Below are 26872 nucleotides of genomic sequence, written 5' to 3' on the forward strand. Positions count from 1 at the left end.
CGTGACACGTAAATGTGGTCAGCCGCCATGGACCCAGCCATAGGGGCATAGCCCCAACAAGCAAGTCAAGACTTACCTTTGGGGAGCTTCGTCCGTATGGTGTGACTCGAATCGAAGGAGCTTCTTGTTGTCGAAAAGGAATGGTTCTGCTGTGCGCGCGGTTGAATTGGAGCAGGATTATGTGTCCTCGTTGTACGAGTTGGTCACCGAGCGGCTTTCCGAGGCACGAGCACACAGAGCGAGTGTGCTGAAGGCCCCGGCCGAAAGCGCCGGTGAGACATACGAGAGGGAAATCGCCGCCGACCGTCTGGCCAAGGAAATCAGCCGGCTGGAGGGTGCCGAAAAGGGGCTGGTCTTCGGACGCATCGACTGGACGGACGGCACCGCCCTGCGCATCGGACGGATCGGACTGCACACGGAGGAGGACGACCTGCCGCTGCTCGTGGACTGGCGCGCGAACGCGGCGCGGCCCTTCTACGAGGCGACACCGGTCCACCCGATGAACCTGCGGCGCCGCAGGCATCTGCGCATCGAGGACCGCACCGTCATCTCGGTGAGCGACGAACTGCTGGACGGGACCGCCCCGACCCACGAGGACATCGTGGGGGACGGCCCGCTGACCGAGGCCCTGTCGGCCAGGCGCACGGGCAAGATGCACGCTGCCGCCGCGACGCTGCAGGCCGAGCAGGACGAGATCGTCCGCTCCCCCCACCGAGGGGTGACCGTGGTGCAGGGCGGGCCCGGCACCGGCAAGACGGTCGTCGCCCTGCACCGGGCGGCCTACGTCCTGTACGCCTTTCCGCGCGCCGCGGAAGAGGGAGTCCTGGTGGTGGGCCCGAACGCCCGGTTCCTCGACTACATCTCCCAGGTCCTTCCCTCACTGGGAGAGAACGACGTGGTTCTGGCGACATGCCAGGAACTGGCCGGAGTGTTCACGGAGGCGGCGGACCCCTTCGACGCGGCACGTCTCAAGGGCAGCTCCGGCCTCGCCGACGCCCTGGCCGGCCTGCTGCGCGTCCACCAAGCCCCCGCCGGTGACTTCACCGTGCGGGTCGGTCAGGAAGTGGTCCACCTGTCCGAGAAGGAAGTGGCCACGGCACGCGACGCCGCCGTGGCAGCCGCACCTGGGCACAACCCTGCGCGGCAGGTGTTCAAGGAGCTCCTGGCCGATGCCGTCACCGATGCGATGCAGCGGGATATGGGCGACATCCTGGAGCGGATCGACGCCGATGCCGAGAAGATGACGGGCCTGAACCTCGACCGGTTCACGGGAGCCGCCCAGCGCCGTGCCGAAGGGGCGGCCGACCCGGATCCGGCCCACGAGCTGGACCTGGACGCCATCCGGGCGGACCTCCTCGAGGACGCCGGCGTTGACCGGGCGGTCGAGGCGCTGTGGCCGCGGCTCCTGCCGGGCGGCCTCGTCAAAGAGCTCGTGACGAATGCAGGCGCTCTCGCCGAGCACCTGCCTGGTCTGACCGCGCAGGAGCGGTCCCTGTTGCTGCGGGGTCCGGACGACCCGTGGACCGATGCCGATGTCCCGCTGCTGGACGAGGCGGCAAGCCTGGTCGAGGGTCCCCCCGGGCGGACGTACGGGCACGTCGTCGTCGACGAGGCGCAGGAACTGACCGCCATGCAGTGGCGGATGATCGTCCGCCGTTGCCCGGCAAGAGCGATGACGCTGGTGGGCGACTTCGCCCAGGCAGGCCCGGTCGCGACAGCACGCGACTGGAGGGAAGCGCTGAGCCCCCACGTCGGACCGCGGTTCAGACTGCACAACCTGACCGTCAGTTACCGCACCACGCAGGAGATCCTGGAGAGCGTCCGGGACCTGCTCACGCGGATCGCTCCGGACCAGAAGCCCACGCGGTCACTGCGAAGCGGTGAGAGCCCTCGCTCCGTGACCACACCTCAGGACGGGTCGGTCACGGCCGTCGTCCAGGAACTCCGTACGCAGAGCACCGCGCATCCGGACGAGCTTTTGGCGGTGATCTGCGCGGACACCAGGGTGAGCGAGCTGGCGGCCCGGGGTATCGGGCACCACGCACGCATCGTGCCGGCGTCCGAAGCACGCGGCCTGGAATTCGACGGGGTCGTCGTCATGAACCCCGAGGAAATCATCACGGCCCGCCCCGGTGGGGAGAGGGACTTGTACGTGGCCCTGACCCGGGCCACCAAACGCCTCTGTTCCATTACCGTCCAGCCCGCCTGACTACTCCGCGCCCGCGTTGCCACCGAGGGCGCGTCCGGCGGTCACAGCAGCCGGTCGACGAGCCCGTCGACGTAGTCCGGGGTGAGTTCCATGCCGAACAGGACGCGGATGTACATCGGGGCGAGAATGTGGTCCAGCACGTCGAGCGCGGCGGGGGCCCTCTCGCCGCGCTCGCCGGCGCGGTCGAGCATGGACTGCAGTTGCCGGGTGCGTTCGTCGCGGAGGCTGTCACGTGCCTGCCGGCCCAGTTGGCCTTGCTGGCCGGTGCCGGTGAGGGCGACGGCGAGGCGCACGAGTGCCAGGCCGTCGGGTCCGGTGATCTCGCGGGCCACGTTGGCCGCGTAGGCGTGCAGGTCGCCGGCGAGGCTTCCGGTGTCGGGCATGGGTGACTGCGCGTTGAGGCGGGTGAGCGCCACCTCGGAGAGCAGGTCCTCCAGGCTGCCCCACCGGCGGTAGATGCTGCTGTCGGCCACACCTGCGCGGGCTGCGACCTCTCCTACGGTGAAGTGGCCGTAGCCCCGCTCACTGATCAGAGCGGTCACCGCCTGATGCACCTGTGCGCCGACGCGGGCGCTGCGCCCGCCGGGCCGTCGGGCTCGCTGTCGTTCGTTCATGCCTCCACCTTAACGCAGTCAAGACTTGCGTTTACGAGTGACCCCCCGTTATGGTCCACTAACGCAGCTACTAACTGTTTTAAAGCGTTCAGAGGCTGACCACGCCGGTCGTGGCCGGGCGCAATCGACGATTGAGGGGAATCCCATGGCTGCATCGCCTGCGACAGTAGGCAGCCGACCGAACCGGGCCGTGCTGCTCGCGGTGACCTGCCTGGGCCAGTTCATGGTCCTGCTCGACAACACGGTCGTCGGAGCAGCGCTGCCCGACATGCAGCACCGGCTCCACACGGAACTGACCGGCCTGCAGTGGATCGTCGACGCCTACGTACTCCTGGTGGCCATGCTGCTCCTGTCCGGTGGCGTCTTCGCCGACCGGTTCGGCCGCAAGCGGGTGTACCTGACCGGCGTGGCGGTGTTCACCGCCGCATCACTGGTCTGTGCCCTCGCGCCCTCGGTCAGCTGGCTGATCACCGGCCGGGTACTGCAGGGCATCGGAGCCGCGGCACTCGCCCCCGCCTCGCTCGCCCTCCTCGCCGCCGCCTACCCCCTGCCGCAAGAACGCATCAAGGCGATCGGGCTGTGGGCCGGACTCAGCGGAATCGGCCTCGCCGCGGGCCCCGTGGCCGGCGGCGTGCTGACCCAGGCCTTCGGCTGGCCCGCCATCTTCCTCGTCAACCTGCCCCTCGGCGTGGGCCTTCTGCTGGTCGGCCTGCGCCACCTCGACGAGTCCCGTAACCCGAACGCTCCCGCGATCGACATCCCCGGGACGGCACTGTCCGTCCTGACCGTGGGCGTGCTGACCTACGGCCTGATCGAGGGCGGTGCCCGCGGCTGGACATCACCGGAGATCCTGGGCTGCTTCGCCGCCGCAGTGATCCTCCTCGCCGCCTTCATCGCCGTCGAAGCCCGCCGCGCCGCGCCCATGCTGTCCCTGCCGCTGTTCAAGCAGCGCCTGTTCACCGTGTCGAACACCGCCATGGTCGTGGTCGGGTTCGCCCTCATGGGCTCCTCGTTCTTCTTCTCCCAGTTCTTCGTCTACGTCCAAGGCGGCTCGATCCTGCGTGCCGGCCTGCAGACCCTGCCGCTGTCCCTCGCCATGGTCATCGTCAGCCCGTACGCGGGACGACTCGCCGCCCGATACGGCTTCCGCATCGTGGTCACCACCGGCCTCGCCCTGGCCGGCCTGGGACTGATGGCACTCGGCACCGTCCACGCCGACACCGGATACGGGAACGTGTGGTGGCGGCTGGCAGTCGCCGGCACCGGATTCGCCCTGGCCATGTCCCCACTTACGGGAGCCGCCATCCAAGCAGTCAGCCCGCAGGAAGGCGGCCTGGCTTCCGGCGTCAGCAGCACCACCCGGCAGATCGGTGCCGTCTTCGGTGTCGCAGTACTCGGAGCCATCGTCCGCGCCCGGCAATCCAGCGGCGCCACCTTCGAGGCCGGCCTCAACAGCGCCTTCCTCGCTGCCGGCATCGTCACTTTGGCCACCGCCGTGTTCACCGGACTGTGGCTGGCAAAGCCCAAGCTTGCGGAAGGCTCCGCAACACCGCAACGTTCCACTGATCCAGATGCGGTCACCACTCTGAACGACGCACCTGCGGGCAGCCGTTGACGGTGACACCGGCCATGGCCGGGGGGGTCCGTGGGGCCGTGGGTCCGTCAACCGTGCGGCTCTGTTCCGCAGTCGGTGGTGACGGCAGGTGACGGGCGTCGTTGACGTTATGTGCGAGATGTCAACTCGCTCGGGGAAGGTGCACGGGTATCACGTCCGAACGGTCGGCAGGTCGTGGCCCGCCTTCGGGTGCGGCGACAGCTTCACCTTCAACGGCACGATCATCGAGACCGGTACCGATTCCTACCGTCTGGCCGGTACCCGCGCACGAGCCGGACAGCCCGCCAAGGCCGGCTGAGCTCAGGGCGACCACACATACGGCGTCGTCGTGGTCACCGCGTGCAGTCCAAGGCGGGTGAGGATCGGGGCGCTGTCGGCTGAGGCGTCGACGTAGACGTAGGGGACATCGCGAGAGGCAGCGAGTTGGGCTCGGTGGGCGACCATGGCCCGATAGATGCCCTGTCCGCGCCATTCCTTGAGTGTTGAGCCGCCCCAGAGACCGCCGAAGTCGATGCCGTCCTTGAACACCAGCCAGGCGGCGCAGACGACTTGGGTGCGCGCTTCGGCGACGAGGATAATGGTGTTCTCTGGGGCGTTCTCGATCCGGGCGGTCAGGTCGTCGGCGAGCCAGCTCCAGTCCTCGCCCCAGACGGTGCTCTCCATAGCGGCGACGCGCTGGAGGTCTGATCGGGAGGTGGCACGGCGGAGGGTCACGCCGTCGGGCAGGACGGGGTCTGCGGCAAGGTCTGCGGACCGCCCGACGAGCACGGTCTCGCTGTCCTCGGCGACGAAGCCGGCCGCCGTGAGCCGGTCGGTGAGGTCGGCGGGGAAATCATGGGCGCGAGTCTTCCATTCGACCCCCTCACCACGGGCAGCGTAGAAGTCACGCTGCCGCGCTATGAGTGTGTCGAGTTCTGCCCCGTACACGCCGAGGTCGCGTGGGCCCGTGACGAAGCCACGGTGCCAACCGACGACACGGGTCAATGGGCCGTCCTTTTCGATGCGCGCGCTGCCGCCGGGCGGGGTCACACCACGGAGTTGGGCGTCATACGCGATGCGGAGTTCGTTGATCAGAGTGTCATTCACTCGAACAGCGTATGGACCGGGTCAAGTGATTGAACACCGGAGACCCACATACCGATACTTCTGCCCCCGCGTCTCCACGCACACCAACCTAGTGGCTCACACAGCAGGGACCTGGGGAATTACGGGCTCTGGTAAATACCGCGATCGTTGACAGGGCGAGGCCTTGGCGTCAGCCATCAAGACTCGGTGCCAACAAATCAAGGCCAGGTTCCAACTACCGTGTCCCGGCTCATTCGCCTGGTGCCTCCGTGAATGTGTTCGGCGCCGACTAAGGGCTGTCCCGTTTTGTGACAACTAAAATCTGTAGTCACACCCGCTCAGCGCCGTACGCGCGGCATTCCGAGGCCGATCCACGAGATGATCTCCCGCTGGATCTCGTTGTTCCCGCCGCCGAACGTGAAGATGACGGCGGACCGGTATCCGCGTTCGAGTTCGCCGTGCAGTACGGCGCCGGCCGAGCCTTCCTTGAGCGGTCCGGCCGAGCCGACGACCTCCATCAGCCAGGCGTAGGCGTCGCGGCGCGCCTCGGAGCCGTAGACCTTGACGGCGGAGGCGTCCTGCGGGGTGAGGGTGTTGTGCTGGACGGCGGACACCATCTGCCAGTTGAGGAGTTTCATGGCGTCGAGCCGGGTGTGGGTGCGGGCGAGTCGGGCGCGGACCCAGCCGAGGTCGATGACGCGGCGGCCGTCGGCGAGCCTGGTGTCGGCGGCCCAGCGGCGGACGTTGCGCAGGGCGCGGATGGCCATGGTGCCGTGGGCGGCGAGGGTGACGCGTTCGTGGTTGAGCTGGTTGGTGATGAGCCGCCAGCCCTTGTTCTCCTCGCCGACCCGGCGGGAGACGGGGACGCGGATGTCCTCGTAGTAGCTGGCGGCGGTGTCGTGCGAGGCGAGGGTGTTGATCAGGGTGCAGGAGTAGCCGGGGTCGGAGGTCGGGACCAGGAGCATCGTGATGCCCTTGTGCGGCGGGGCGTCCGGGTCGGTACGGGCGGCGAGCCAGACCCAGTCGGCGGTGTCGCCGTTGGTCGTCCAGATCTTCTGTCCGTTGACGACGTACGTGTCGCCGTCGCGCACCGCCCGGGTCTTCAGGGCGGCGAGGTCGGTGCCCGCGTCGGGCTCGCTGTAGCCGATCGCGAAGTCGATCTCCCCGGCGAGGACCTTGGGCAGGAAGTAGGCCTTCTGTTCGTCGGTGCCGAACTGCATGATCGTCGGACCGACGGTGTTGAGGGCCATCAGCGGCAGCGGTACGCCGGCCTGCGCGGCCTCGTCGAAGAAGATGAACTGCTCCATCGGCGACAGGCCGCGTCCGCCGTACTCCGTGGGCCAGCCGACGCCGAGCCAGCCGTCGGCACCCAGGCGCCGGACGGTCTCCCGGTAGAAGCGCTTCTGCGCCGCGGGGTCGGCGTAGCGCGCGTAGGCGTTGTCGGGGACCAGGGCGGCGAAGTAGGTGCGCAGTTCGGCGCGCAACTGCTGCTGCTCAGGCGTGTATTCGAGGTGCACGGCCCCTCCAGGAGTCTCGCGGTCGCGTCGCCCGTGTGCGGCGGCGCACACAGTAGAACGTGTTGCAAGAATCTGGAAGGGGCATGGAGAAGCGCGGAGCCCCGGTGGCCGGGTGGCCGGGGGCCGGGTCAGCGTTTGACGGCGCGCAGCACCACGAACTTGGGGTCGCCCGCCACCGTGGTGCAGTTGCCGAACGTCCGGCGCAGCTGGGTGTGGTAGCCGAGATGCCGGTTGCCCACGACCCACAGCTCGCCGCCCTGGCGCAGTGCGGCACGCGCGGCGTGGAACATGTTCCGGGCGGTCGCGTCGGTGGTGGCCTGGTGCGAGTGGAACGGCGGATTGTTCAGGACCAGGTCGACGCTTGCCGGCGCGGTGCCGGCCATGCCGTCGCCGACCACGAAGCGGGCCTCGGCACCGGTGTCGGCGTTGGCGCGGAAGGTCTCCTCGGCCGAGGCGACCGCCTGGTACGACTCGTCGATGAAGGTGACCTCGGCCTCGGGGTTGGCGAGTGCGGCGGACAGCCCGAGGGCCCCGTTCCCGCAGCCGAGGTCGACGACCCGCTCGGGGCCGCTGCGGGCCGGCAGGTGCTTCAGGAAGAAGCGGGTGCCGATGTCGAGCCGCTCCGCGCAGAAGATCCCGGCGTGGTTGGTGACGGTCCGCCCCGCGACGGCCCCGACGTCGTCGGGCAGCTCGTAGCGGTGGGGCCAGGGGCTGGGGGTGCGGGCCGGGGCCGGGTCCGGCGTGCAGTGGATGAGCCGGGCCTTCTTGACCGCGAGCGAGGTGCGGGTCGGACCGATGATCCGCTCGAAGAGTTTGAGGGTGGAGGTGTGGATCTCCTTCACCATCCCGGTGCCGATGACGACGGTGCCGGGGTGGACGGCGGGCGCGAGCCGGTACAGCTGGTCCTCCAGGAGCGCGAGGCTCTTGGGTACCCGTACGAGCAGGACGTCGACGCGTTCCGGCGGGGTGTCGCGCACGGAGAGCAGGCGTACGGCGTCCGCGTCGGCCCCGTTGCGTTCCAGATTCGCCGCCGTCGCCCGCTGCGCGAGGTAGGAGTCGGTGATCTGCACGGGGCGGTGGCCGGCCAGTACCGTGCTCAGCGCGCCCCAGCGGTCGCCGACCACGACGACACTGCCGGACAGGTCGACCGGTTTCGCTCCGTCGATCCCCTCCAGATGCCGCAGCAGGTATTCGTCGGCCGCGTCCCAGGCTCGGAACGGGTCGCGGGGGTCCTCGGGGAATCGGGCGAGGTCGTAACCGGCCCCTGACGTCGTCAAACGGTTCATTGTGCGTTCAGGCTAACCGAGCAGCGGGAGACACCCGAACACTTCCGGCCGCGGCGATGGCGAGGAGCGGCCGCACTCCCCCGCGTGCGGCGCCCGACGGCGGCTACGGCAGTCGCTTGTCGATGGCCGCCCGGCCCTCCCTGGCCAGCGTGCGCCGCGCCCACTCGAGGGTCTGCGGCGTCAGGTCCCGCCCGGAGGCGAGCACCAGGTCCTCGGGCGACGGATCGTCGCTCGCGCCGGTGTGCAAGAGGCTGTCGGGGGTCACTCCCCGCGATGCGGATACGGATTCTTCGCTCATGCCGCCTCCTCGTCCTTGTGGCAATTCTCGCCCCGCGCCGACGGGGGCGCATCCGATGTCCGAAAGCATCGTCCGCCGGCCTCGGGCCGACCCCTCACTTGACCTGCACATGATAGGTACGCAGCGTTCACACGTGGGTCACGGTGCGTGTGGAAAGCTCCGCTGACCACTTGTCACACGACCACCGCGGCGCCGCCCCCACCCTGTGCCGGCGCCGCGGTGCCCGTTTTTCCGGAGAGGACACCCCACATGTCCCGTCGTCACCTTCCCTACCGGCGCCCATTGCTGGCCACTCTCGCCGCCTTCGCCGTGCTCACCGGCACCGCGGCCGCCGCACCGGCCGACACCCCGCGGGCCGCGGTGGCCGCCGCCACCCCGCTCGGCGCGCTGGACGACACGTACTACCAGGACGCGCTCGGCAAGACCGGCACCACACTCAAGGGCGCCCTGCACACGATCATCAGCGACCAGTCCACACTCACCTACAGCCAGGTCTGGGACGCGCTCAAGGACACGGACGAGGACCCGGCGAACTCCTCGAACGTGATCCTTCTCTACTCCGGCCGCTCGGAGCCCAAGAGCGACAACGGCGGCGGCGCCGACCAGTGGAACCGGGAGCACGTCTGGGCCAAGTCCCATGGCAACTTCGGTACGGCCACCGGGCCGGGCACCGACATCCACCACCTGCGCCCGGCGGACGTGTCGGTGAACTCCGTCCGCGGCAACAAGGACTTCGACGACGGCGGCAGCGAGGTCAGCGGGGCGCCCGGCAACTACACCGACAGCGACTCCTTCGAACCGCGCGACGCCGTCAAGGGCGACGTCGCCCGCATGATCCTCTACATGGCGGTGCGGTACGAGGGCGACGACTCCTTCGCCGATCTCGAACCCAACGACCAGGTGTCGAACGGCTCCGCCCCGAACATCGGCCGGCTCTCCGTACTGAAGGCGTGGAGCCAGGAGGACCCGCCGGACACCTTCGAGAAGCGGCGCAACGACGTCATATTCGACCAGTACCAGCACAACCGGAATCCGTTCGTCGACCACCCCGAATGGGTGGACGCCATCTGGTAGACGGACCGGGCGCGGGCCGGTGCGACCTTCCGGCCCGCGCGGCACGCCTCAGCCGGCCCGCCCCGTCGCGCACCAGTCCACGGCTTCGTCGCAGGAGGCGAAGTTCCGGGGAGCGCCGGCGGCGGCGCTCTGCTCGGTGAGGCGGCCCGCCGGGTCGGCCACGGCGGCGCGCCGGCCGCCGCCCGTGAGCCGGGCCAGCCCTCTGATCAGCATCGCTCGGGCCGCCCTGTCGATGTCCGTGACCCGGCCCAGGTCCAGCACCACGGCGACCGTCTCCCTCGCGCCCGCCTCGTCCAGGGCGTACAGCACCCGCTCGGCCGCGGTGAAGTCCAGCGCGCCCTGGGCGGCGACCACCGCCACCCGCTCACGGCGGGCGCGCTCCCGCTCCCCCGTCGGCGCGGAGGGCAGATCGTCGGCCGTGGTGACCAGGGTGACGGTGGAGCCCGCCAGGGCCGGGTTGTGCATGAGGTGCAGCCCGAACCGTTCCGACAGCGCGCCGAGCGCGAGGCGTCCCCGCACCGAGGTCCCGGCCGGGTCGAGGAGCGGGCTGTACGTCGCCAGCCCGAACCGGGCGGGTCCCGCGGCGATCAGTCCGCCGGACACCCCGCTCTTGGCCGGCAGCCCCACCCGGAGCAGCCAGTCCCCCGAGGCGTCGTACATGCCGCAGGTCGCCATCACGGCGAGGACGTGGGCGGCAACGGGTTCCGGCACCACCGCGTCCCCGGTGACCGGGTTGACCCCGCCGTTGGCCAGGGTCGCCGCCATCGCGGCGAGGTCCAGCGCCGTGACCCGTACCGAGCACTGGCGGAAGTACGTCTCCACGGCCGCCACCGGGTCCACGGGCAGCGGCCCCGCGCTGCGGATCAGATACGCCAGGGCGCGGTTGCGGTCGCCGGTGAGCGCCTCGGAGGCGTACACCTGCTCGTCGACGTCGAGCCGCCGGCCGGCGAAGCGGCTCAGGAAGTCGAGGATCCGGTCGAACCTCGGGGCGTCCCGGGTGTCGGGGACCAGGGCGGTGGTGACGATGGCGCCGGCGTTGACCATGGCGTTGGCGGGACGTCCGGTGCCGGGTTCCAGGCTGATGGCGTTGAACGCCTCGCCGCTGGGCTCGGCGCCGACCCAGCGGCCCACCTCGTCGAGACCGAGGACCGACAGGGACAGGGCGTAGACGAACGGTTTCGACACGGACTGGACGGTGAACGGCACCTCGGCGTCACCGGTGCTGTAACGGTGACCGTCCATGCTGATCAGGGCCAGCCCGAACGCGTCGGGATCGGCCAGGGCCAGCTGCGGGATGTAGTCCGCGAGCCGGCCGTCGCGCCGGCCGGCGAACCGGGTGTGCAGCTCGCGCAGGGCGTCCGTGACCGCGTCGGCGGCGTTCAACGGCCGGCCGTCAGCCGCGCTCGGCCTGGGCGATCCGCGGGAACGTCTTGACACCCGCGGCCTTGCGGCTGTTGGCGTGCCGGCTGACCGTGCGGCCGGGCGGGGCGTCGGTGAAGCTGAGGACCACGGAGTCCAGGACCTTCCCGGAGGAGTCCACGAACTCCACCTCGACCGCGTAGAAGGCCGCCTCGCCGGTGGGGTTGGTCACCCGCACCAGGGCACTGCGGAACTGTTCGGAGGGCTCGACCGCGAGGCCGTTGACGGAGACGTCCTTGACCGCGTCACCCTTCCCCTTCACACCCTTGAGCGTGGTGACGGCCTTCTGCCGGCTGCGCTCCGCCTCGGCGGAGACCGAGGCCTCGAATTCCTGCTGGGTCCGCGGGCTCTCCGTGACCTTCGGGGACGCGGCCGGTTCCGCGGACACCGTACGGGTGCTGCTTGCCGTGCCCCGCGAGGAGGTGCCGGAGCTGTCGCAGGCGGCGGTACCGGCGACGATCACCGCGGCCAGGACGGCGGGGGGCAGGCTGCGGGCCGCGCGGCCGCCGGTGGCACGCCGCACGGGGCTGGTCTGGTTCACGGACGCTCCGTCTGCTCGGTCGTACGAAGGAATACGCAGGAAAGGAAGGCGGCAGGAAAGCGAAGGGGAGGGGGCGGGCAGGGCACATGCCTCCTGGAGCCGGGAGCACCAACTCGCCCATATTAGGATCAAAAGGTATGAATTGACTCGTCGAATCACCCGCTTCGCGCGGCAGCACGCCAAGTCCCCGGGAGGGAACAGATGGACACGGATGCCCTGACCGCCGGCCTCTTGCAGGAGCTCCGGGCGGCCAAGCCCTATCCCGCCCTGTCCCTGACCATGCCGACCCACCGCCGCGCACCCGACAACGCGCAGGACGCCGTCCGGCTGCGCAACCTCGTCGCCGCGGCGGGCAACCGGCTCGATGCCGACCCCAGGGTCGACCGCGAGACCCGGACCGCCATCAAGCAGCAGCTCGACCGGGCGGTCGCCGAGATCGATCCGCGCCGGGCCCTGGACTCCCTGGTCGTCCTCGCGACGGCGGACGAGTACCAGATCTGGCAGCTCCCCCGCACCGCACCCGAACGAGTGGTGCTCAGCGACACCTACCTCACCCGCAACCTGGTCGCCGCGAAGGCCCAGGCCCGGCCGTTCTGGGCGCTCACCGTCTCCGCCGACCACGCGTCGCTGTTCAGCGGCACGGCGGACACCACGCACGAGGAGCACATCGGCGGCTTCCCGCTGACGGCTCCGCACGAGGCGCCCAACCCGCAGCGCGAGGAGCGGATCGGCGACACCCCGAGCACCTTCAGCGACGAGGAGACCCGTCACTTCCTGCGCACGGTCGACGAGAAGCTGCGCGCGGTCCTGGCCACGGATCCGCGCCCGCTGTACCTGGTCGGCCTCGCCCCCGCGCTGGCGCTGCTGGACGAGGTCGGCGAGAGCACGGACGCGGCCGTCGGACGGGTCACCAAGGGCGCGCCCGCCGACACGACGCCCGGCGATCTGCTCACGGAGCTGCGGCCCGCGCTGGAGGCCCGCCAGAAGCGGTTCGCCGCCGAGATCGAGGGCAAGCTGGACGAAGCGCGCGGCCGTCACGCCTTCGCCGGGGGTCTCGACGAGGTGTGGGCCGCCGTGCGGGAGGCGCGCGCCGGTCTGGTGGCGGTGGAGGAGCACTACCAGCAGACGGTCCGGGTCGCCCAGGAGCACCTTGAGCCGGTGAGCGGGGACGCCGCGGACCCGGCGGACGAGAAGGTCCGCGAGGACATCGTCGACGAGCTGGTCGAGGCGGCGCTGGACAGCGGCGCCGACGTGGTGTTCGTCGCGGACGACTCGCTCAAGGAGCACGGGCGGATCGCGGCGGCGCTGCGCTACTGATACGGACCGCACTCACGGAGTCCGGGGCGGACGGAGCCCCCTGCGAGAGGAGAGCACACCATGCCACGCGGATCGAGTCCCAAGCGGGAACGGCAGTACGAGCACATCAAGGAGTCCGCCCAGGAGCGCGGGGTCGGTGAGGACCGGGCCGAGGAGATCGCGGCCCGGACCGTCAACAAGGAGCGCGCCCGTTCCGGCGAGTCCAGGACCGCGAGCCGTACGTCGACCGAGGACATCTCGTCCTCCCGGCGCGGCGGTCTGCGGTCGCACAGCGGCGCGCAGGGCCCCACCCGCGACCAGCTCTACGAAGAGGCGCGGCACAAGAACGTCAAGGGGCGTTCGTCGATGACGAAGGCCCAGCTGGCACGGGCCGTCGGCCGCTGACCCATGCACACGGCAGGGTCCGGACGGTGCGGCCGTCCGGACCCTGCCGTGTGCGGTGCGGGCCTCAGCCCTCCCAGGTCCAGTCGGCGACCTCGGGCAGATCGGTGCCGTGCTCGCGGATCCAGGCGTGGTGGCGGGTACGGGTGTCGGACATCGCCTGGCGCACCGCCACGGCACGGACGCCGAGGCCCGGAACCCGGTCGATGACGTCCATGACCAGCCGGTAGCGGTCGAGGTCGTTGCGGACCACCATGTCGAAGGGCGTGGTGGTCGTGCCCTCCTCCTTGTAGCCCCGCACGTGCAGCTCGGCGTGACCGGTGCGGCGGTAGGCCAGCCGGTGGATCAGCCAGGGGTAGCCGTGGTACGCGAAGATCACCGGCTTGTCGCGGGTGAAGAGGGCGTCGTACTCGGAGTCCGGCATCCCGTGCGGATGCTCGCCGTGCGGCATCAGCCGGGCCATGTCGACGACGTTCACCACCCGCACCGCCAGCTCGGGCAGGTGGCGCCGGAGCAGACCGGCCGCGGCCAGGATCTCCAGGGTGGGTACGTCCCCGGCGCAGGCGAGCACCACATCGGGCTCGCGGCTGCCGTCCTCGGTGCCCGCCCACTCCCAGACCCCGGCGCCCCGCGCGCAGTGCGCACGGGCCTGGTCGAGGGTGAGCCAGTCGAAGCTCGGCTGCTTGCCGGCCACGATCACGTTGACATAGTCGCGGCTGCGCAGCGCGTGGTCGGCCACGGACAGCAGGGTGTTCGTGTCCGGCGGCAGGTAGACGCGGACGACCTCGGGGCTCTTGTTGAGGATGTGGTCGACGAAGCCCGGGTCCTGGTGCGAGAAGCCGTTGTGGTCCTGGCGCCAGACGTGCGAGGTGAGGAGGTAGTTGAGCGAGGCGATGGGGCGGCGCCACGGCAGCCGGCGCGAGGTCCGCAGCCATTTGATGTGCTGGTTGACCATCGAGTCGACGATGTGCGCGAACGCCTCGTAGCAGGAGAAGAGTCCGTGCCGGCCGGTGAGCAGATAGCCCTCCAGCCAGCCCTGGCACAGGTGCTCGGAGAGGACCTCCATGACCCGGCCGTCGCGGGCGAGGTGCTCGTCGGTGGGCAGTGTCCCGGCCTGCCACGCCTTTCCGGTGGCCTCGTAGAGGGCGTCGAGCCGGTTCGAGGCCGTCTCGTCGGGGCCGACGACCCGGAAGTCCCTGCGGTCCGCGGTGGCCGCCATGACGGCCTCCAGCAGTCCGCCCAGCACGCGGGTCGGTTCGTGCAGGACGGTGCCGGGCCGGTCCACCCGGACCCCGTGCCCGTCGAGCGGCGGAACGGGCAGGTCGCGCAGGAGCAGCCCGCCGTTGGCGTACGGCGAGGAGCCGAGCCGGTCCGTGCCCCCGGGCACACAGGCCAGGACCTGGGCGGATGGGCGTCCTTCGGCGTCGAAGAGTTCCTCGGGCCGGTAGGAGCGCAGCCACTCCTCCAGCTGACGCAGGTGGGCTGGGTTGTCGCGGACCCCGGGCAGCGGGACCTGGTGGGCGCGCCAGGTGCCTTCCACGGGCACCCCGTCGACCTCGGCGGGGCCGGTCCACCCCTTCGGGGTGCGCAGCACGATCATGGGCCAGCGCGGGCGTGCGGTGTCGCCGCCGGTCCGGGCTGCCGTCTGGAGCTCCCCGATGCGGTCGACGGCCCGGTCCATCGCGGCGGCCATCGCCCGGTGCACGGTGAGGGGGTCGTCGCCCTCCACGTACAGGGGTTCGTGTCCGTAGCCGCGCAGCAGGGCGTCGAGCTCGTCCTCGGGGAGGCGCGCGAGCACCGTCGGGTTGGCGATCTTGTAGCCGTTGAGGTGGAGGACCGGCAGGACGGCTCCGTCGTGGACCGGATCGAGGAACTTGTTGGCGTGCCAGGAGCCGGCGAGCGGTCCGGTCTCCGCCTCTCCGTCGCCGATGACGCAGGTGACGAGCAGATCAGGGTGGTCGAGGGCGGCGCCGTAGGCGTGGGCGAGGGAGTAGCCGAGTTCGCCGCCCTCGTGGATGGAGCCGGGGGTCTCGGGCGCGACGTGGCTGGGCACGCCGCCGGGGAAGGAGAACTGCCTGAACAGCACCCCCATGCCTGCCGCGTCCCTGCTGACGTCGGGGTACGTCTCCGAGTAGCTCCCCTCCAGCCAGGAGTTGGCGAGCACCGCCGGACCGCCGTGACCGGGGCCCCAGACGCACAGGGCGGGGATACCGCGTGCGGAGATGACGCGGTTGAGGTGCGTGTACACGAGGTTGAGCCCCGGCGAGGTGCCCCAGTGGCCGAGCAGTCTGGGCTTGATGTGCTCGGGGGCGAGCGGCCGGGTCAGCAGCGGGTTGGCCATCAGGTAGATCTGGCCGACGGCCAGGTAGTTGGCCGCCCGCCAGTGGGCGTCGAGCGCGGAGATCTCTTCGTCGGACGGACCGGCCGTCGGGAAGGCGGGTGGGGCGTCGCTCATGGTCACCTCTCAGCGTGCGGAACAGTGCCGGGGGCCCGGGGTGCGGTCACTGCGGCTCGGGCCCGTACCAGACGGTCGTGGCGTTGCAGAACTCGCGGATGCCGTGCCCGGCGAGCTCGCGCCCGTATCCGGAGCGCTTCACCCCGCCGAACGGCAGCGCGGGGTGCGAGGCCGTCATCCCGTTGAAGAAGACCCCGCCCGCCTCCAGGTCGCGGACGCAGCGCCGGCTCTCCTCGGCGTCGCGGGTCCATACGTTGGAGCTGAGCCCGAAGGGGGTGTCGTTGGCGAGCTCCACCGCCTCGTCGAGGCTGTTCACCCGGTAGAGCGAGGCGACGGGGCCGAAGGTCTCCTCTTGGTGGATCCGCATCGCGGGTGTGATGCCGGTGAGGACGGTCGGGGCGTAGAACCAGCCGTGCTCCAGGCCCCCGCCCAGCCCCTCCGGCCGGCCGCCGCCGCACAGCGCGCCCGCGCCCCGCCGTACGGCGTCGTCGACGAGTTCCTCCAGGTCGGTGCGGCCCTGCTCGCTGGCGAGCGGGCCGACGTCGGTGGACTCCTCCAGCGGGTCGCCGACGGTCAGGTCGCGCATGCCCACGGTGAAGCGCTCGGCGAACTCCTCGTAGACCTCGGTGTGCACGATGAACCGCTTGGCCGCGATGCAGGACTGCCCGTTGTTCTGGACCCGGGCGGTGACGGCGATGCGGGCGGCCCTGGCGACGTCGGCCGAGGGCAGGACGAGATACGGGTCGCTGCCGCCCAACTCCAGGACGGTCCGCTTCACCTCGTCGCCCGCGACGGCCGCGACCGCGCGGCCGGCCGGTTCGCTGCCGGTCAGGGTGGCCGCGGACACCCTGCGGTCACGCAGGATCGCCTCGACCGCCGCGGAGCCCACCAACAGGGTCTGGAAGCAGCCTTCCGGGAATCCGGCCCTGCGGAACAGATCGCCCAGGTAGAGCGCGGTCTGGGGCACGTTGGACGCGTGCTTCAGCAGCCCTGTGTTGCCCGCCATCAGGGCGGGGGCGGCGAACCGTACGACCTGCCAGAGCGGGAAGTTCCACGGCATCACGGCGAGCACGGTGCCCAGCGGGCGGTAGTGGACGTAGGCGCGGGAGGCGCCGGAGTCCTCGACGTCGGTGGGCGCGGGGTGCTCGTCGGCGAGGAGTCCTTCGGCGTGGGAGGCGTACCAGCGCATGGCCTTCGCGCATTTCGCGGCCTCCGCACGGGCCGCCTTGACCGGCTTGCCCATCTCCAGGGTCATGGTGCGGGCGATGTCCCGCTGGTCCTCGTCGAGGAGGTCGGCGGCCCGGTTCATCAGCCGGGACCGTTCGCCGAACCCTGTGGTGCGGTACGCCCGGAAGGCGGTGTCCGCCGCGGCGAGCCGCCGCTCGATCTCGTCCGCTCCCAGGGCGTCGAACGTCCTGAGGGTCTCGCCGTTCGCGGGGTTGACCGTCGCGATGGGCATGACTGTGGCCTCCTTGCCTCGGTGTTCCGACCGTGCCGCGCCGCGCGCGGTGGCGCAACGCGGGCCCCGGCACACGCATACCCGGCAGGCGCGGACCATGCGTGCGGAACGCATGCGATCCACGCCGGCCGGGAGGGCCGCGGGGCACTGGGGTACGGGGTTGCGGCGTGCGGGGCAGCAGCTGGACGGCTGCACGGCGCCGCTCCGTGCAGCGCGTCTCAGACGAGGGCGGGGGCGGGGGCGTCGGTCCGGACAGGCTCGGCCATGGGGAAGTCCGTGACCAGGGCGGGCGGACGGCGGAACTCGCGGACTCCGGGCAGCGGCGGCAGCGGCACCAGCGCGATGTGCTGCGGCTCCTGCGCGTAACGGGTGAACCAGACGACCTTGCCCTCGGCGGTCCGGCAGGTGCCCCAGCTGTCGCTGAGGGCCATCACCCTGCTGAGGCCGCCGCCCTCGTGGAGCAGCCGCGGCATTTCGGCACCGTTGTCGGAGACGGAGACCGTGAGGTGCCGTCCTGACCAGCGGAGTTCTAGGACACAGGTGTTGTCGTCACCGACGTGCCGCTGGACATTGGTCAGCAGCTCCTCCACAGCACGGCACACGGGCCGGATGTGAAGTTCGAGACTCCAGTGGCGCAGATGCGCGGCGATGATCCGCCGCAGCTGGGACACACGCTCTGCCGAAACCTGGAGTTCGACCAGATAGTGCCGGTCGAGTGGAACGGTCATCGTCGAGGCTCCTCACATCGAGGCCCACATGCTTCGCCCCGTTGAACGAACGACCCCCGAATGCAAAGAGTGAGCGGATGTCACTTCTGGGTCACTCCATAGAGTGACCCGGTAGAGCCGGTTGCGCAACACATCCGGCCCCGCACCCCCGGTGACCGGCGCATTAGCCGTCGGCGGGGAGGCCGGGCGACGCCCCGCCCTCAGGGCAGGTGCGGCAGCAGCCGGTCCGGCGTGAGCGGCAGGGTGCGCAGCCGGGCACCTGTGGCGTGCCGGACGGCGTTGCCGATCGCCGCCGCCGCGCCGACGATGCCGATCTCACCGATGCCCTTGCTGCCCATCGGGTTGAGGTGGGGGTCCTCCTCGTCGATCCAGTGCGCCTCGATGCCGACCGCGTCCGCGCAGGCCGGCACGTGGTAGGAGGCGAGGTCACTTTCGGTGAAGTCCCCGAAGACGGGGTCCATGGTGCTGCCCTCGGTCAGCGCCATGCCGAGCCCCATGGTCATCCCGCCGATGAACTGGGAGCGTGCGGTACGGGAGTTGAGGATGTGTCCGGCGGCGAAGACCCCGAGCATCCGGCGTACCCGGACCTCGCCGGTGCGGCTGTCGACGGCGACCTCGGCGAACTGCGCCCCGAAGGCGTGCCGGGCGTACGGGGACTCGGCGGCCGTCTCGCTCCCGGTGTCGGCGGTGACCGTCACGCCCTCGTCGGGCAGCGGTCCGGTGCGCTCGCCGAGCTGCCGCAGGAGCCCGGTCGCCGCCTTGTGCACCGACCAGCCCCAGGAGGCCGTGCCGGAGGAGCCGCCGGCCAGCGGGGCGTCCGGCAGTTCGCTGTTGCCGATGTCGACCGTCACGTTCTCCACCGGGGTCGCCAGCACGCTCGCGGCGATCTGGGCGAGGACGGTACGGGCGCCGGTACCGATGTCGGTGGCGTTGACCGCGATGCGGTAGGAGCCGTCGGCGGCGGCGTGGGCCGAGGCGTTGGAGGCGCTGATGTAGACGGGGTACGTGGCGGCGGCGACGCCCGTACCGAGCAGCAGCGCCCCCTCCCGGCGGCTCGCGGGGCGGGGATCGCGGTCGTGCCAGCCGAAGCGGGCGGCACCCTCCCGCAGACAGGCGGCCAGACCGCGGCTGCTGAAGGGTTTCCCGGAGTCGGGCTCGTCGGCCGGGTCGTTGCGCAGGCGCAGTTCGACGGGGTCGATGCCGAGGGCCGAGGCGAGTTCGTCGAGGGCCGATTCGAGCGCGTACATGCCGGGGGCCTCGCCCGGGGCCCGCATCCACGACGGGCTCGGGACGTCGAGGGCGGTGACCCGGTGGACGGTGCGGCTGTGCGCGGAGCCGTACATCACCCGGGCCGGTACGGCGGCCTGCTCCACGAACTCCTTGACGGTGGAGGTGTGGGAGATGATCTCGTGGGCGACCGAGGTGAGGGTCCCGTCGGCCTCGGCGCCGAGCCGGACGCGCTGGACGGTGGGCGCGCGGTGACCGACGACCGCGGCCATGTGGCGCCGGGGCATGGCGAGTTCGACGGGGTGGCCGGTGTGGAGGGCGGCCATTGCGGCGAGCACGGCCTGGGGGCGCGGGGTGCCCTTGCTGCCGAAGCCGCCGCCCACGTGTTCCGAGACGACGGTGACCTGGTCCGGCCGCAGCCCGAACACGGTGGCGAGACTGTCGCGCACCTTGGTGGCGCCCTGGCCGGAGTCGTACACGGTGAGATGCCCGTCCGGCGACCAGTGGGCGGTCGATGCGTGCGGCTCCATGGGGTGGTTGTGCAGGGCGCCGAGGGTGTACGTGGCGTCGATCCGTACGGGCGCGGCGGCGAAGGCCCGGTCGAAGTCGCCGCGTTCGCGTACGGCCGGATAGCCGCCGTTGGCGGTCTGCGGGGTGTACAGACCGGGGTGGTCCTCGGTCAGGAGGACGTCGTGCGGGGCGGTCTCGTAGGTGATGCGCAGCGCCTCGGCACCCGCCCGCGCGCCTTCGAGGGTGTCGGCCACGACGAGGGCGATCTGCCAGCCGCGGTGCGGCACGCGGTCGTCCTGGAGGACGGCGAGGATCGGGTCGTCCGGTTCCCCGGTCCGCGGCGCGTTCTCGTGGGTGAGGACGGCGCGGACGCCTGGGAGCGCCATCGCACCCGCGGTGCTGATCGCGGTGACCCGGCCGCGCGGGACGGTGGCGGGCACGGGCCAGGCGTACAGGCAGCCGGGCAGGTCGCGTTCGGCGGAGTACCGCGCGGCGCCGGTCACCTTGTCCCGGCCCTCGCGGCGGACGACGGGAGCGCCCAGGGGCTGGGGGGTGTGGCTCATGGTGGGAGTCCTCGGCTCTTCAGGGGCGGGCGGCGAGTTCGGCCAGAGTGTCGACGGCCAGCCGGCGGGCCAGGGTGACCTTGAACGCGTTGTCGCGCAGGGGGCGGGCCGCGGCGAGTTCGGCGTCCACCGCCGCTTCGTACGTCTCGTCGGTGGCGGGTGCGCCGCGGAGGATCTCCTCGGCGGCGCGGGCCCGCCAGGGGCGGTGGGCGAGGCCGCCGAACGCGAGGGCCGCGTGCTCGATCCGGCCGCCGCGGACGCGCAGGACCGCGGCGGCGGAGGCCAGCGCGAAGGCGAACGACGCGCGGTCGCGGGCCTTGCGGTAGAGGGAGACCGTGCCGTCGGGGAGCGGCGGCAGGAGCACCTCGGTGATGAGTTCGTCCGGCCGGATCACGGTGTCGGCGTCCGGACTGTCCCCGGGCAGCCGGTGGAAGCCGGTGAGGGGCACGGCGCGTTCGCCGTCCGGTCCGTGCAGCAGGACCGTGGCGTCGAGGGCGGCCAGGGCGACCGCCATGTCCGAGGGGTGGGTGGCGACGCATTCGGCGGAGTGGCCGAGGACGGCGAGATCGCGGTGGGCGCCCTCGCGGGCTGGGCAGCCGCTGCCGGGCTCGCGTTTGTTGCAGGGCTTGGAGGTGTCCTGGAAGTACGGGCAGCGGGTGCGCTGGAGGAGGTTGCCGCCGGTGGTGGCGGTGTTGCGCAGTTGCCCGGAGGCACCGGCCAGCAGCGCCTGGGAGAGGGCGGGATAGCGGGTGCGTACGGCTTGATGGGCCGCCAGGTCGCTGTTGCGTACCGTCGCGCCGATGCGCAGTCCGCCGTCGTCGGTGTCCGTCACCCGGTCCAGCGGGAGCCGGCTGACGTCGATGAGCAGGCCGGGGGTCGCCACCCCCAGCTTCATCAGGTCGACGAGGTTGGTGCCGCCGCCGAGGAACCGGGCTCCGGGGTGGGCCACGCTCTCCCGGACCGCTTCGGCGACGGATCCGGCGCGCAGATAGCCGAAGGGTTTCACGGCGCCACGTCCCCGATCGCCTCGACGATGCGGGGGTACGCGCCGCAGCGGCACAGATTGCCGCTCATCCGCTCGCGGATCTCGGCGGCGTCCAGGGGTGCCGGGGCGGTGACGGGTGCGGTGTGCCCGGTGGCGTGGGAGGGGAAGCCGTCGGCAGCCTCGCCCAGCACCCCGACGGCTGAACAGATCTGGCCCGGCGTGCAGTAGCCGCACTGGAGCGCGTCACGGTCCAGGAAGGCCTCCTGGAGGGGGTGCAGCCGGTCGCCGTCGGCCAGGCCCTCGATCGTGGTGATGCGGGAGCCGTCGTACGCGACGGCCAGGAGCAGGCAGCTGTTCGCCCGCCGGCCGTCGACCAGAACGGTGCAGGCACCGCACTGGCCGTGGTCGCAGCCCTTCTTCGCACCGGTCAGGGCCAGGTGCTGACGCAGCGTGTCCAGGACCGTGGTGCGGTGGTCGAGCGTCAGTGTCCGCTCGGTTCCGTTGATGTTCAGGGTCAGGGTGGAACGGCCGGCGGTCGCCCGTGGGTCTCCCCCGCCGTCCTCCTGCTGGGTGGTGGGATCCACGTGCCGGGGCCTTTCACTCAGGGTCACTTCACTCTGGGGCTCTTTGTCTGTTTTCTACCAGATATGCGCCAGAGGTTCCGTGCCCTCGCCCTGGACGGACGCGGCGCGTCGGGGGCGGCCTACTTGCTCGCCAGCCTCAGCCGCACTTCCTCCTCCTGGTCCCCGGACACGGTGCCCACGACCCGTACCGCGAAGGCTCCCGCCAGGCTGTGCCTGAGCCGTTCGACCGCCCAGTAGCCGCCCTGGGCATCGACCGTGACGGGCGCGCCGAGTTCCACTGACCCCGACACCACCCGCTCCTCGGCCACGTCGACGGTCGCGACCCAGGCGGTGGGCCGCTTGCCCGTGACGTCCTGCGGCACATCGACCGAGGCCCGGTCGGTGGCGAACGCGGCCCGCAGCACGTCGAAAACCGTGCCCGCGTCGCCCTTCGCGCACCCGCTGAGAACGACCGACACCTCCCCGCCCTGCTTGTTCTCCTCCGCCTGCGTTTCCCGTGTGCTGTTCACCGCGGTTCCTTCCTGAGGGTTACCTCCAGGCTCTCCCCGCGGCCGGGTGTCTGCGACATGAGCGGTCCCGCCGCCGCGCGAATGCGGGCCGCGGCCGGTCCCGTACCGATCGAAACGCTTTTTACTCGCCTGTCAACTTAAAACATGAATTCGACCTCGCTACCGAGTGACGGCCGGGTCCCGGGGTATCCCGCATGCATGGACGTATCGCATGGAGCCCTGAATTCCCTGGCCCTCACCCTCGCGGACGGACGGGGCGCGGCCGGGGTGGTTCTGGGCGTTGTCGGAGTGATCCTGGTGGCTCTGCTGATCGGTGCCGTGTGGCTGGGCAAGCGACGGCGCGCCCAGGACCCGCCCCCGCCCCGGCCCGAGGAACAGCCGGTGGTGCCGGACCACCGCGCCCACGTCGAGGAGCGGGACGTCCACGCCGACGACAGCTTCCCGGCCGACGGCCGCGGGCTCTCCCCCTACGAGCTCGGTGAGCACGCGGACGAGACCGCCCGCCCCGAGAACGACGAGAAGCGCGACTGAGCGGTGCGGGGCGGGACCGGGGCCGCGAGGTTCCGGGGGTCCGGGCCGGCCGGATTCCGGGCTGTCCGGGGCCGTGCGGGGAGCGGGTGCGCGGCGGGCGGCGGCGCCGCGTGTTGCGGGAGCGGCCGCCCCCGGTGAGGCTGGTGGGGGCCCGCCGGCCACCGGCGCACATCCGCCGCACACCCCATGAAGGCAGTAGGACCATGACCGCAAGCACCTCTGGTTCGGCATCCGCGACCGCGCCTCTGACCGGGCCCGCGGCGCCCTGCTGGGTCAATCTCATGACCCGGGACCTGGAGTCGGCACAGGAGTTCTACGGCCCGGTGATGGGCTGGACCTTCCGGCCGGGCAAGCTCGGCCAGGAGTTCTCGGTCGCCCGCCGGGGCGATGTACCCGTCGCGGGTATCGGTGCGGTGGCGACCACGTTCCGGGTCGCGGTGGCGTGGACGCCCTACTTCGCCGTCCAGGACGCCGACGTGACCGCCTCCCGGATTCGTGAGCGCAGCGGCACGGTGGCGGTCGGACCGCTGGCCCTGGGCAAGGGGCGCGGCGCGCTGGCCGCCGACCGCGAGGGCGCGGGGTTCGGCATCTGGGAGCGGACCGAACCCGCGACCTCGCCGCCCGCGCCCGACGGCCATTCGCACGCCTGGCTGCGGCTGCACACCAGGGACGCCTTCGACTCCGCGATCTTCTACGGCGAGGTGCTGGACTGGGCGAGCGGGCGGCCCGGCTCCTGCGAGGTGACGTACGCGAAGGACGAGGTGATCGTCACCTACGGCGGCCGTCAGCTGGCCCGGATCAGCTCGGGCGCGGTCGAGGCTGCCCCCGATCCGCTGGTCCGGCCACACTGGCAGGTCAACTTCCCCGTTCCCGATGTGGCCGCCGCCGTCGCAGCGGCGCGGAAGCACGGCGGTTCGCTCGTCGAGGAGGTGTCGCAGCGCGGCGCACGGGAGGCGACGCTGCTCGACCCGGACGGCGGGCTCTTCACCCTCACGGACGTCCACAACCCCACCACGACCGCCCCGGCCTGACGGACGGGGCCGTCGTGCTCCGTCGCGCTCCCGGACGCGACCACAGCCGCTGGGCGTCACCGGAGGACCTCGACGATCCGGGAGGCGTGCGCCTAGGATCCTCGGTACGGCATCGCGCGCCGGTCACCGGCCGGGTGAGGCGTGGAGGTGCCCGTGAGATGCCCGTTGGAGGCATTCCACAGTGTCAGTCGAGTTGAATCACACCATCGTTCACGCCCGGGACAACCGGGAATCCGCAGAGTTCCTGGCCGGCATCCTGGGGCTGGAGACGGGCGCGGAGTCGGGCCCGTTCATCCCGGTCACCACGGCCAACGGGGTCACCCTGGATTTCGCGGCCATCCCCGCCGAATCCATCACACTCCAGCACTACGCCTTCCTCGTCTCGGAGGCGGAGTTCGATACGGCGTACGCCCGCATCAAGGAGCTCGGGGCCACGTACTACGCCGATCCGCACCGTAAGCACCCGGGCGAGATCAACCACAACGACGGCGGCCGGGGCGTCTACTTCATCGACCCCGCCGGTCACGCGATGGAGATCATCACGCGTCCGTACGGGGGCTACGAGTCCTGACGGCGGGCGCCGGTCCAGGGGCCCGGCCGGATCCGCCGCACGCGGGCCCGGCCGGGCCCCGCCCCGTCCTCAGCCGACCGGGAGCACCGGGAGCAGCAGTTCGGGCCGGTCCCACATCACCGCGGGCGGAGCGGCTCGCTCGGTCCCGGTCCGCACGGCTCCCACGCTCAGGTAGAAGCCCTCGGCCGGCGGGTGCGAGATGATGCGCACGCCCGCGAGCCCGGCATGCCGCGCCTCGTCCAGCAGGTGTCCGACGAGCAGCCGCCCGATGCCGGCGCCCTGCGCGTCGTCGGCGACGAACATCAGGTCGAGCTCGGGCGGATCCAGGACGAGGGAGTAGAAGCCGAGCAGCCTCCCGGTGGCCTCCTCCACGGCCGCGAAGACCCGGTGCGTCTCGACGTAGTCGGGGCCCACCCGGTATCCGGCGACCATCGGGGCGTACGGGCCCCGGTAGGCCCGCGAGGCCTGGACCAGCCGGGTCAGCCGCTTCGCGTCCCGGGCGGCGGCCCGCCTGATCCGTACGCCTTCGCCGGGCGCCGGGCGCCCCGGCCGCGTAACGCTCGATCTCATGCGTCGAGTATTACGCATCCGGGGGCCCGGGACGGCTGGGCGGTCCGCCGGCGGAAGGCTCAGGAGGAGTCGCGCGCCGCGCGCCACTCCCCGGTCAGGGCGTCGACGTCGAACGGCTTGAGTTTCAGGAGCGGTCCCGGTGGCGGCCGCCTGACGGCCTCGGCGATCTTCTCGTTCACCTCGGTCAGCATGCGCCGCACCTCGGCCTCCGTCCGGACCTCGGGCAGGGCCGCGACGATGTCCTCCGCCTCCTTGCGCAGGGCGAGTGCCGGCGGGAGTATCGACACCCCCTCGCGCTGCATCTTCGCCTTGATCCACCACGTCTCGTCGTACGGGCGGTCGAGGCCGTCGAGCGGCTTGCCGAACCCCGGCAGCTGGGAGAAGTCACCACGCTGTTCGGATTCGCGGATCTGTCTGTCGACCCAGGTCTCGAAGCTGATGCCCGCGGGTTTGCGTTCGGTCACCGTGACGCCCCTCTCGGAGAACTCGTGATTCGCCCCCTTCACGATACCGAGGCCCGGCGGGCGGGTCCGCTCCAGGAGGCGCCGATGACACAGGTGGGTGTCTCTCGTCCGGCGACTCGGCCCGCTCGGGCATGAATCCGTGCGGCGGGGTACACGAGCGGCACGTCCGGACGGGCCCTCGTCCGGACACGGACCGAAAGGGATGGTGAGCGTGGAACACAGCAAGAAGCGAACCGAGAACCGACAGGAGTGGTGAGCGTGACCACCGTCGTGATCATTGTCGTGGTCGTCCTGGTGGTGGCCGCCGGACTCTTCTTCGCCTTCGGCCGGCAGCCGGGCGGGCCCGGTCTGCAGCGGCGCTTCGGACCCGAGTACGACCGGACGGTCGCCCGTCACGACGGCGACGCCAAGGCCGCCCGACACGAGCTGAGCGAGCGGTTGAAGCGTCACCGTTCCCTCGATGAGCGTCCGCTGTCGCCCGAGGACCGTGCGCGGTACACCGAGCGCTGGACCCAGACGCAGGGCAGGTTCGTCGATACGCCGCAGCAGGCCGTCACGGAGGCCGACGCCCTCCTCGCCGAGCTGGCCCGCGAGAGGGGATTCCCCGACGGCAGCGACTTCGAAGAGCAGACCGCCGCCCTCTCCGTCCACCATGCCGAGCACATCAACGGCTACCGCCGGGTGCACTCCGTGAAGCGGGGCGACAGCGGCACGGAGGAGATGCGGGAGGCCATGATCGAGGCCCGCGGCCTCTTCGACGTCCTGGTCTCCAACGGTTCACAGAGCCCGGTCCGCCGGGACCGGCACCACGCGGAAGGAAGTGGTACGTCATGACGTACGACACCGAACTCACACCCCCGGCCCCCGCCGAATCACCGGTTACCGCCGAGCAGGCGCCCGCAACCGCTGGCCGGGCGGCCGAGCAGCCACCGGTATCCCCTGAACGGGCCGCCGGAGCCGCCCCCGCGGCGAACCGGCCGCTCTTCCCGGAGGGCGATCAGGAGCAGCTGGCCCTGCGGCTCCGGGATGCGGTGACCGAATTCGTCGAGAGCCCGCTGCGAGCGGTCGGGGAAGCCGAAAGCGCCTTCGACGCAGCCGTCGACGGCCTGGTGAGCGCCCTCAGGGAACGTCGGAGCGAAATGAACGCGCAGCGGCAGGGCGAGGAGTCCGAGACCCGGACCGAGGAGCTGCGGATCACCGTGCAGCAGTACCGCGATCTCACCGAACGGCTGCTGAACGTCTGAGACCCGGACGCGCCCCCTAGGGGTATCAAGTCAACCCGGAGGCGGACGGGAAACGGAGAGCGGGGGGGGCGGAAGGCGGCGGCAGCGGGACCGCAGCTAGGGCCT

General features: G+C 71.3%; 26 protein-coding genes and 1 pseudogene. 11 read left to right on the forward strand and 16 right to left on the reverse strand.

Going from position 1 to position 26872, the window contains the following annotated elements:
• Window positions 1-181: 181 nt before the first annotated feature.
• Window positions 182-2209, forward strand: coding sequence for a HelD family protein (locus tag ACZ6S6_RS23330; protein ID WP_469706904.1), 2028 nt, complete (start codon window positions 182-184; stop codon window positions 2207-2209).
• Window positions 2210-2250: 41 nt separating this feature from the next.
• Here the strand turns inward: ACZ6S6_RS23330 and ACZ6S6_RS23335 are convergent, their stop codons facing one another.
• Window positions 2251-2823 (reverse strand): TetR/AcrR family transcriptional regulator, encoded by a 573-nt coding sequence (locus ACZ6S6_RS23335; protein ID WP_469706811.1) that lies wholly within the window; start codon window positions 2821-2823, stop codon window positions 2251-2253.
• 145 nt (window positions 2824-2968) lie between these two features.
• Between ACZ6S6_RS23335 and ACZ6S6_RS23340 the strand changes: the two genes are divergently transcribed.
• Both ACZ6S6_RS23340 and ACZ6S6_RS23345 read left to right on the forward strand, forming a co-directional pair.
• A complete protein-coding gene (locus tag ACZ6S6_RS23340; protein ID WP_469706812.1) occupies window positions 2969-4438 on the forward strand; it encodes an MFS transporter in 1470 nt (489 codons plus the stop codon).
• Between the two features lie 196 nt (window positions 4439-4634).
• A pseudogene (locus ACZ6S6_RS23345) lies at window positions 4635-4736 on the forward strand (ATPase); the annotation flags it as partial.
• A gap of 2 nt (window positions 4737-4738) precedes the next feature.
• On the opposite strand, the gene ACZ6S6_RS23350 reads toward ACZ6S6_RS23345, so the two are convergent.
• The 4 genes from ACZ6S6_RS23350 to ACZ6S6_RS23365 form a co-directional block, all read right to left on the reverse strand.
• A complete protein-coding gene (locus tag ACZ6S6_RS23350; protein ID WP_469706813.1) occupies window positions 4739-5524 on the reverse strand; it encodes a GNAT family N-acetyltransferase in 786 nt (261 codons plus the stop codon).
• A 317-nt stretch (window positions 5525-5841) separates the two neighbouring features.
• Window positions 5842-7020 (reverse strand): acyl-CoA dehydrogenase family protein, encoded by a 1179-nt coding sequence (locus ACZ6S6_RS23355; RefSeq protein ID WP_362959410.1) that lies wholly within the window; start codon window positions 7018-7020, stop codon window positions 5842-5844.
• A gap of 128 nt (window positions 7021-7148) precedes the next feature.
• On the reverse strand, window positions 7149-8306 hold the full coding sequence (locus ACZ6S6_RS23360; protein WP_362959413.1) for a methyltransferase: 1158 nt from the start codon (window positions 8304-8306) through the stop codon (window positions 7149-7151).
• A gap of 103 nt (window positions 8307-8409) precedes the next feature.
• Complete coding sequence (locus ACZ6S6_RS23365) at window positions 8410-8604, reverse strand: hypothetical protein (protein WP_362959416.1); 195 nt, start codon at window positions 8602-8604, stop codon at window positions 8410-8412.
• 249 nt (window positions 8605-8853) lie between these two features.
• Between ACZ6S6_RS23365 and ACZ6S6_RS23370 the strand changes: the two genes are divergently transcribed.
• Entirely contained in the window at window positions 8854-9678 is an 825-nt protein-coding gene (locus ACZ6S6_RS23370) for an endonuclease I family protein (protein WP_469706814.1), read from the forward strand.
• 48 nt (window positions 9679-9726) lie between these two features.
• Here the strand turns inward: ACZ6S6_RS23370 and glsA are convergent, their stop codons facing one another.
• Both glsA and ACZ6S6_RS23380 read right to left on the reverse strand, forming a co-directional pair.
• The gene (gene glsA / locus ACZ6S6_RS23375; RefSeq protein ID WP_362959421.1) at window positions 9727-11061 is read right to left on the reverse strand and encodes a glutaminase A; all 1335 of its coding nucleotides are present in this window, start codon (window positions 11059-11061) and stop codon (window positions 9727-9729) included.
• Window positions 11062-11071: 10 nt separating this feature from the next.
• Entirely contained in the window at window positions 11072-11638 is a 567-nt protein-coding gene (locus ACZ6S6_RS23380) for a hypothetical protein (RefSeq protein WP_469706815.1), read from the reverse strand.
• Window positions 11639-11839: 201 nt separating this feature from the next.
• Between ACZ6S6_RS23380 and ACZ6S6_RS23385 the strand changes: the two genes are divergently transcribed.
• The gene (locus ACZ6S6_RS23385; protein WP_469706816.1) at window positions 11840-12955 is read left to right on the forward strand and encodes a baeRF3 domain-containing protein; all 1116 of its coding nucleotides are present in this window, start codon (window positions 11840-11842) and stop codon (window positions 12953-12955) included.
• Between the two features lie 60 nt (window positions 12956-13015).
• On the forward strand, window positions 13016-13339 hold the full coding sequence (locus tag ACZ6S6_RS23390; protein ID WP_362959429.1) for a plasmid stabilization protein: 324 nt from the start codon (window positions 13016-13018) through the stop codon (window positions 13337-13339).
• A 64-nt stretch (window positions 13340-13403) separates the two neighbouring features.
• On the opposite strand, the gene ACZ6S6_RS23395 is transcribed toward ACZ6S6_RS23390, so the two are convergent.
• From ACZ6S6_RS23395 to ACZ6S6_RS23425, 7 genes are all read right to left on the reverse strand, one after another.
• Complete coding sequence (locus ACZ6S6_RS23395) at window positions 13404-15791, reverse strand: phosphoketolase family protein (RefSeq protein ID WP_469706817.1); 2388 nt, start codon at window positions 15789-15791, stop codon at window positions 13404-13406.
• A gap of 46 nt (window positions 15792-15837) precedes the next feature.
• Entirely contained in the window at window positions 15838-17250 is a 1413-nt protein-coding gene (locus tag ACZ6S6_RS23400) for an NADP-dependent succinic semialdehyde dehydrogenase (RefSeq protein WP_469706818.1), read from the reverse strand.
• Window positions 17251-17468: 218 nt separating this feature from the next.
• Window positions 17469-17978: an ATP-binding protein gene (locus tag ACZ6S6_RS23405; protein WP_469706819.1), complete on the reverse strand. Its 510-nt coding sequence runs from the start codon at window positions 17976-17978 to the stop codon at window positions 17469-17471.
• Between the two features lie 200 nt (window positions 17979-18178).
• Window positions 18179-20278, reverse strand: coding sequence for a xanthine dehydrogenase family protein molybdopterin-binding subunit (locus ACZ6S6_RS23410; RefSeq protein WP_469706820.1), 2100 nt, complete (start codon window positions 20276-20278; stop codon window positions 18179-18181).
• 19 nt (window positions 20279-20297) lie between these two features.
• Window positions 20298-21284 carry an FAD binding domain-containing protein gene (locus ACZ6S6_RS23415; RefSeq protein ID WP_469706821.1) on the reverse strand — a complete coding sequence of 329 codons (987 nt, stop codon included), beginning with the start codon at window positions 21282-21284 and terminating at the stop codon, window positions 20298-20300.
• Window positions 21281-21847, reverse strand: a complete 567-nt coding sequence (locus ACZ6S6_RS23420; protein WP_362959446.1) for a 2Fe-2S iron-sulfur cluster-binding protein — start codon at window positions 21845-21847, stop codon at window positions 21281-21283. Before ACZ6S6_RS23420 ends, ACZ6S6_RS23415 begins: the two co-directional genes overlap by 4 nt.
• A 119-nt stretch (window positions 21848-21966) precedes the next feature.
• A complete protein-coding gene (locus ACZ6S6_RS23425; protein WP_362959449.1) occupies window positions 21967-22356 on the reverse strand; it encodes a hypothetical protein in 390 nt (129 codons plus the stop codon).
• Between the two features lie 198 nt (window positions 22357-22554).
• Here ACZ6S6_RS23425 and ACZ6S6_RS23430 point away from each other — a divergent pair, with 198 nt between their 5' ends.
• The 3 genes from ACZ6S6_RS23430 (at window position 22555) to ACZ6S6_RS23440 (ending at window position 24489) form a co-directional block, all read left to right on the forward strand.
• Window positions 22555-22887: a DUF6479 family protein gene (locus ACZ6S6_RS23430; protein WP_362959452.1), complete on the forward strand. Its 333-nt coding sequence runs from the start codon at window positions 22555-22557 to the stop codon at window positions 22885-22887.
• Between the two features lie 203 nt (window positions 22888-23090).
• The gene (locus ACZ6S6_RS23435; protein ID WP_469706822.1) at window positions 23091-23918 is read left to right on the forward strand and encodes a VOC family protein; all 828 of its coding nucleotides are present in this window, start codon (window positions 23091-23093) and stop codon (window positions 23916-23918) included.
• A 181-nt stretch (window positions 23919-24099) separates the two neighbouring features.
• Window positions 24100-24489: a VOC family protein gene (locus tag ACZ6S6_RS23440; protein ID WP_362959457.1), complete on the forward strand. Its 390-nt coding sequence runs from the start codon at window positions 24100-24102 to the stop codon at window positions 24487-24489.
• Window positions 24490-24558: 69 nt separating this feature from the next.
• On the opposite strand, the gene ACZ6S6_RS23445 is transcribed toward ACZ6S6_RS23440, so the two are convergent.
• A complete protein-coding gene (locus tag ACZ6S6_RS23445) occupies window positions 24559-25059 on the reverse strand; it encodes a GNAT family N-acetyltransferase (protein ID WP_469706823.1) in 501 nt (166 codons plus the stop codon).
• 59 nt (window positions 25060-25118) lie between these two features.
• Entirely contained in the window at window positions 25119-25523 is a 405-nt protein-coding gene (locus tag ACZ6S6_RS23450; protein WP_469706824.1) for a DnaJ family domain-containing protein, read from the reverse strand.
• A gap of 249 nt (window positions 25524-25772) precedes the next feature.
• On the opposite strand from ACZ6S6_RS23450, the gene ACZ6S6_RS23455 reads away from it, so the two are divergent.
• Together ACZ6S6_RS23455 and ACZ6S6_RS23460 are read left to right on the forward strand one after the other, a co-directional pair.
• A complete protein-coding gene (locus ACZ6S6_RS23455; RefSeq protein WP_362959466.1) occupies window positions 25773-26357 on the forward strand; it encodes a hypothetical protein in 585 nt (194 codons plus the stop codon).
• The gene (locus tag ACZ6S6_RS23460; protein WP_469706825.1) at window positions 26354-26767 is read left to right on the forward strand and encodes a hypothetical protein; all 414 of its coding nucleotides are present in this window, start codon (window positions 26354-26356) and stop codon (window positions 26765-26767) included. Before ACZ6S6_RS23455 ends, ACZ6S6_RS23460 begins: the two co-directional genes overlap by 4 nt.
• The last annotated feature ends 105 nt before the right edge of the window (window positions 26768-26872 follow it).

The sequence above is a fragment of the Streptomyces sp. NPDC048671 genome, from assembly GCF_055587045.1.

Bases quoted from the DNA above. Each gene is read 5' to 3' on its own strand.
- ACZ6S6_RS23335 (WP_469706811.1), bottom strand. From the start codon at position 2,823: ATGAACGAACGACAGCGAGCCCGACGGCCCGGCGGGCGCAGCGCCCGC.
- ACZ6S6_RS23400 (WP_469706818.1), bottom strand. From the start codon at position 17,250: ATGCCCATCGCGACGGTCAACCCCGCGAACGGCGAGACCCTCAGGACG.
- ACZ6S6_RS23435 (WP_469706822.1), top strand. From the start codon at position 23,091: ATGACCGCAAGCACCTCTGGTTCGGCATCCGCGACCGCGCCTCTGACC.
- ACZ6S6_RS23405 (WP_469706819.1), bottom strand. From the start codon at position 17,978: ATGACCGTTCCACTCGACCGGCACTATCTGGTCGAACTCCAGGTTTCG.
- ACZ6S6_RS23370 (WP_469706814.1), top strand. From the start codon at position 8,854: ATGTCCCGTCGTCACCTTCCCTACCGGCGCCCATTGCTGGCCACTCTC.
- ACZ6S6_RS23445 (WP_469706823.1), bottom strand. From the start codon at position 25,059: ATGAGATCGAGCGTTACGCGGCCGGGGCGCCCGGCGCCCGGCGAAGGC.
- ACZ6S6_RS23390 (WP_362959429.1), top strand. From the start codon at position 13,016: ATGCCACGCGGATCGAGTCCCAAGCGGGAACGGCAGTACGAGCACATC.
- ACZ6S6_RS23340 (WP_469706812.1), top strand. From the start codon at position 2,969: ATGGCTGCATCGCCTGCGACAGTAGGCAGCCGACCGAACCGGGCCGTG.
- ACZ6S6_RS23410 (WP_469706820.1), bottom strand. From the start codon at position 20,278: ATGAGCCACACCCCCCAGCCCCTGGGCGCTCCCGTCGTCCGCCGCGAG.
- ACZ6S6_RS23365 (WP_362959416.1), bottom strand. From the start codon at position 8,604: ATGAGCGAAGAATCCGTATCCGCATCGCGGGGAGTGACCCCCGACAGC.
- ACZ6S6_RS23460 (WP_469706825.1), top strand. From the start codon at position 26,354: ATGACGTACGACACCGAACTCACACCCCCGGCCCCCGCCGAATCACCG.
- ACZ6S6_RS23430 (WP_362959452.1), top strand. From the start codon at position 22,555: ATGGACGTATCGCATGGAGCCCTGAATTCCCTGGCCCTCACCCTCGCG.
- ACZ6S6_RS23385 (WP_469706816.1), top strand. From the start codon at position 11,840: ATGGACACGGATGCCCTGACCGCCGGCCTCTTGCAGGAGCTCCGGGCG.
- ACZ6S6_RS23395 (WP_469706817.1), bottom strand. From the start codon at position 15,791: ATGAGCGACGCCCCACCCGCCTTCCCGACGGCCGGTCCGTCCGACGAA.
- ACZ6S6_RS23360 (WP_362959413.1), bottom strand. From the start codon at position 8,306: ATGAACCGTTTGACGACGTCAGGGGCCGGTTACGACCTCGCCCGATTC.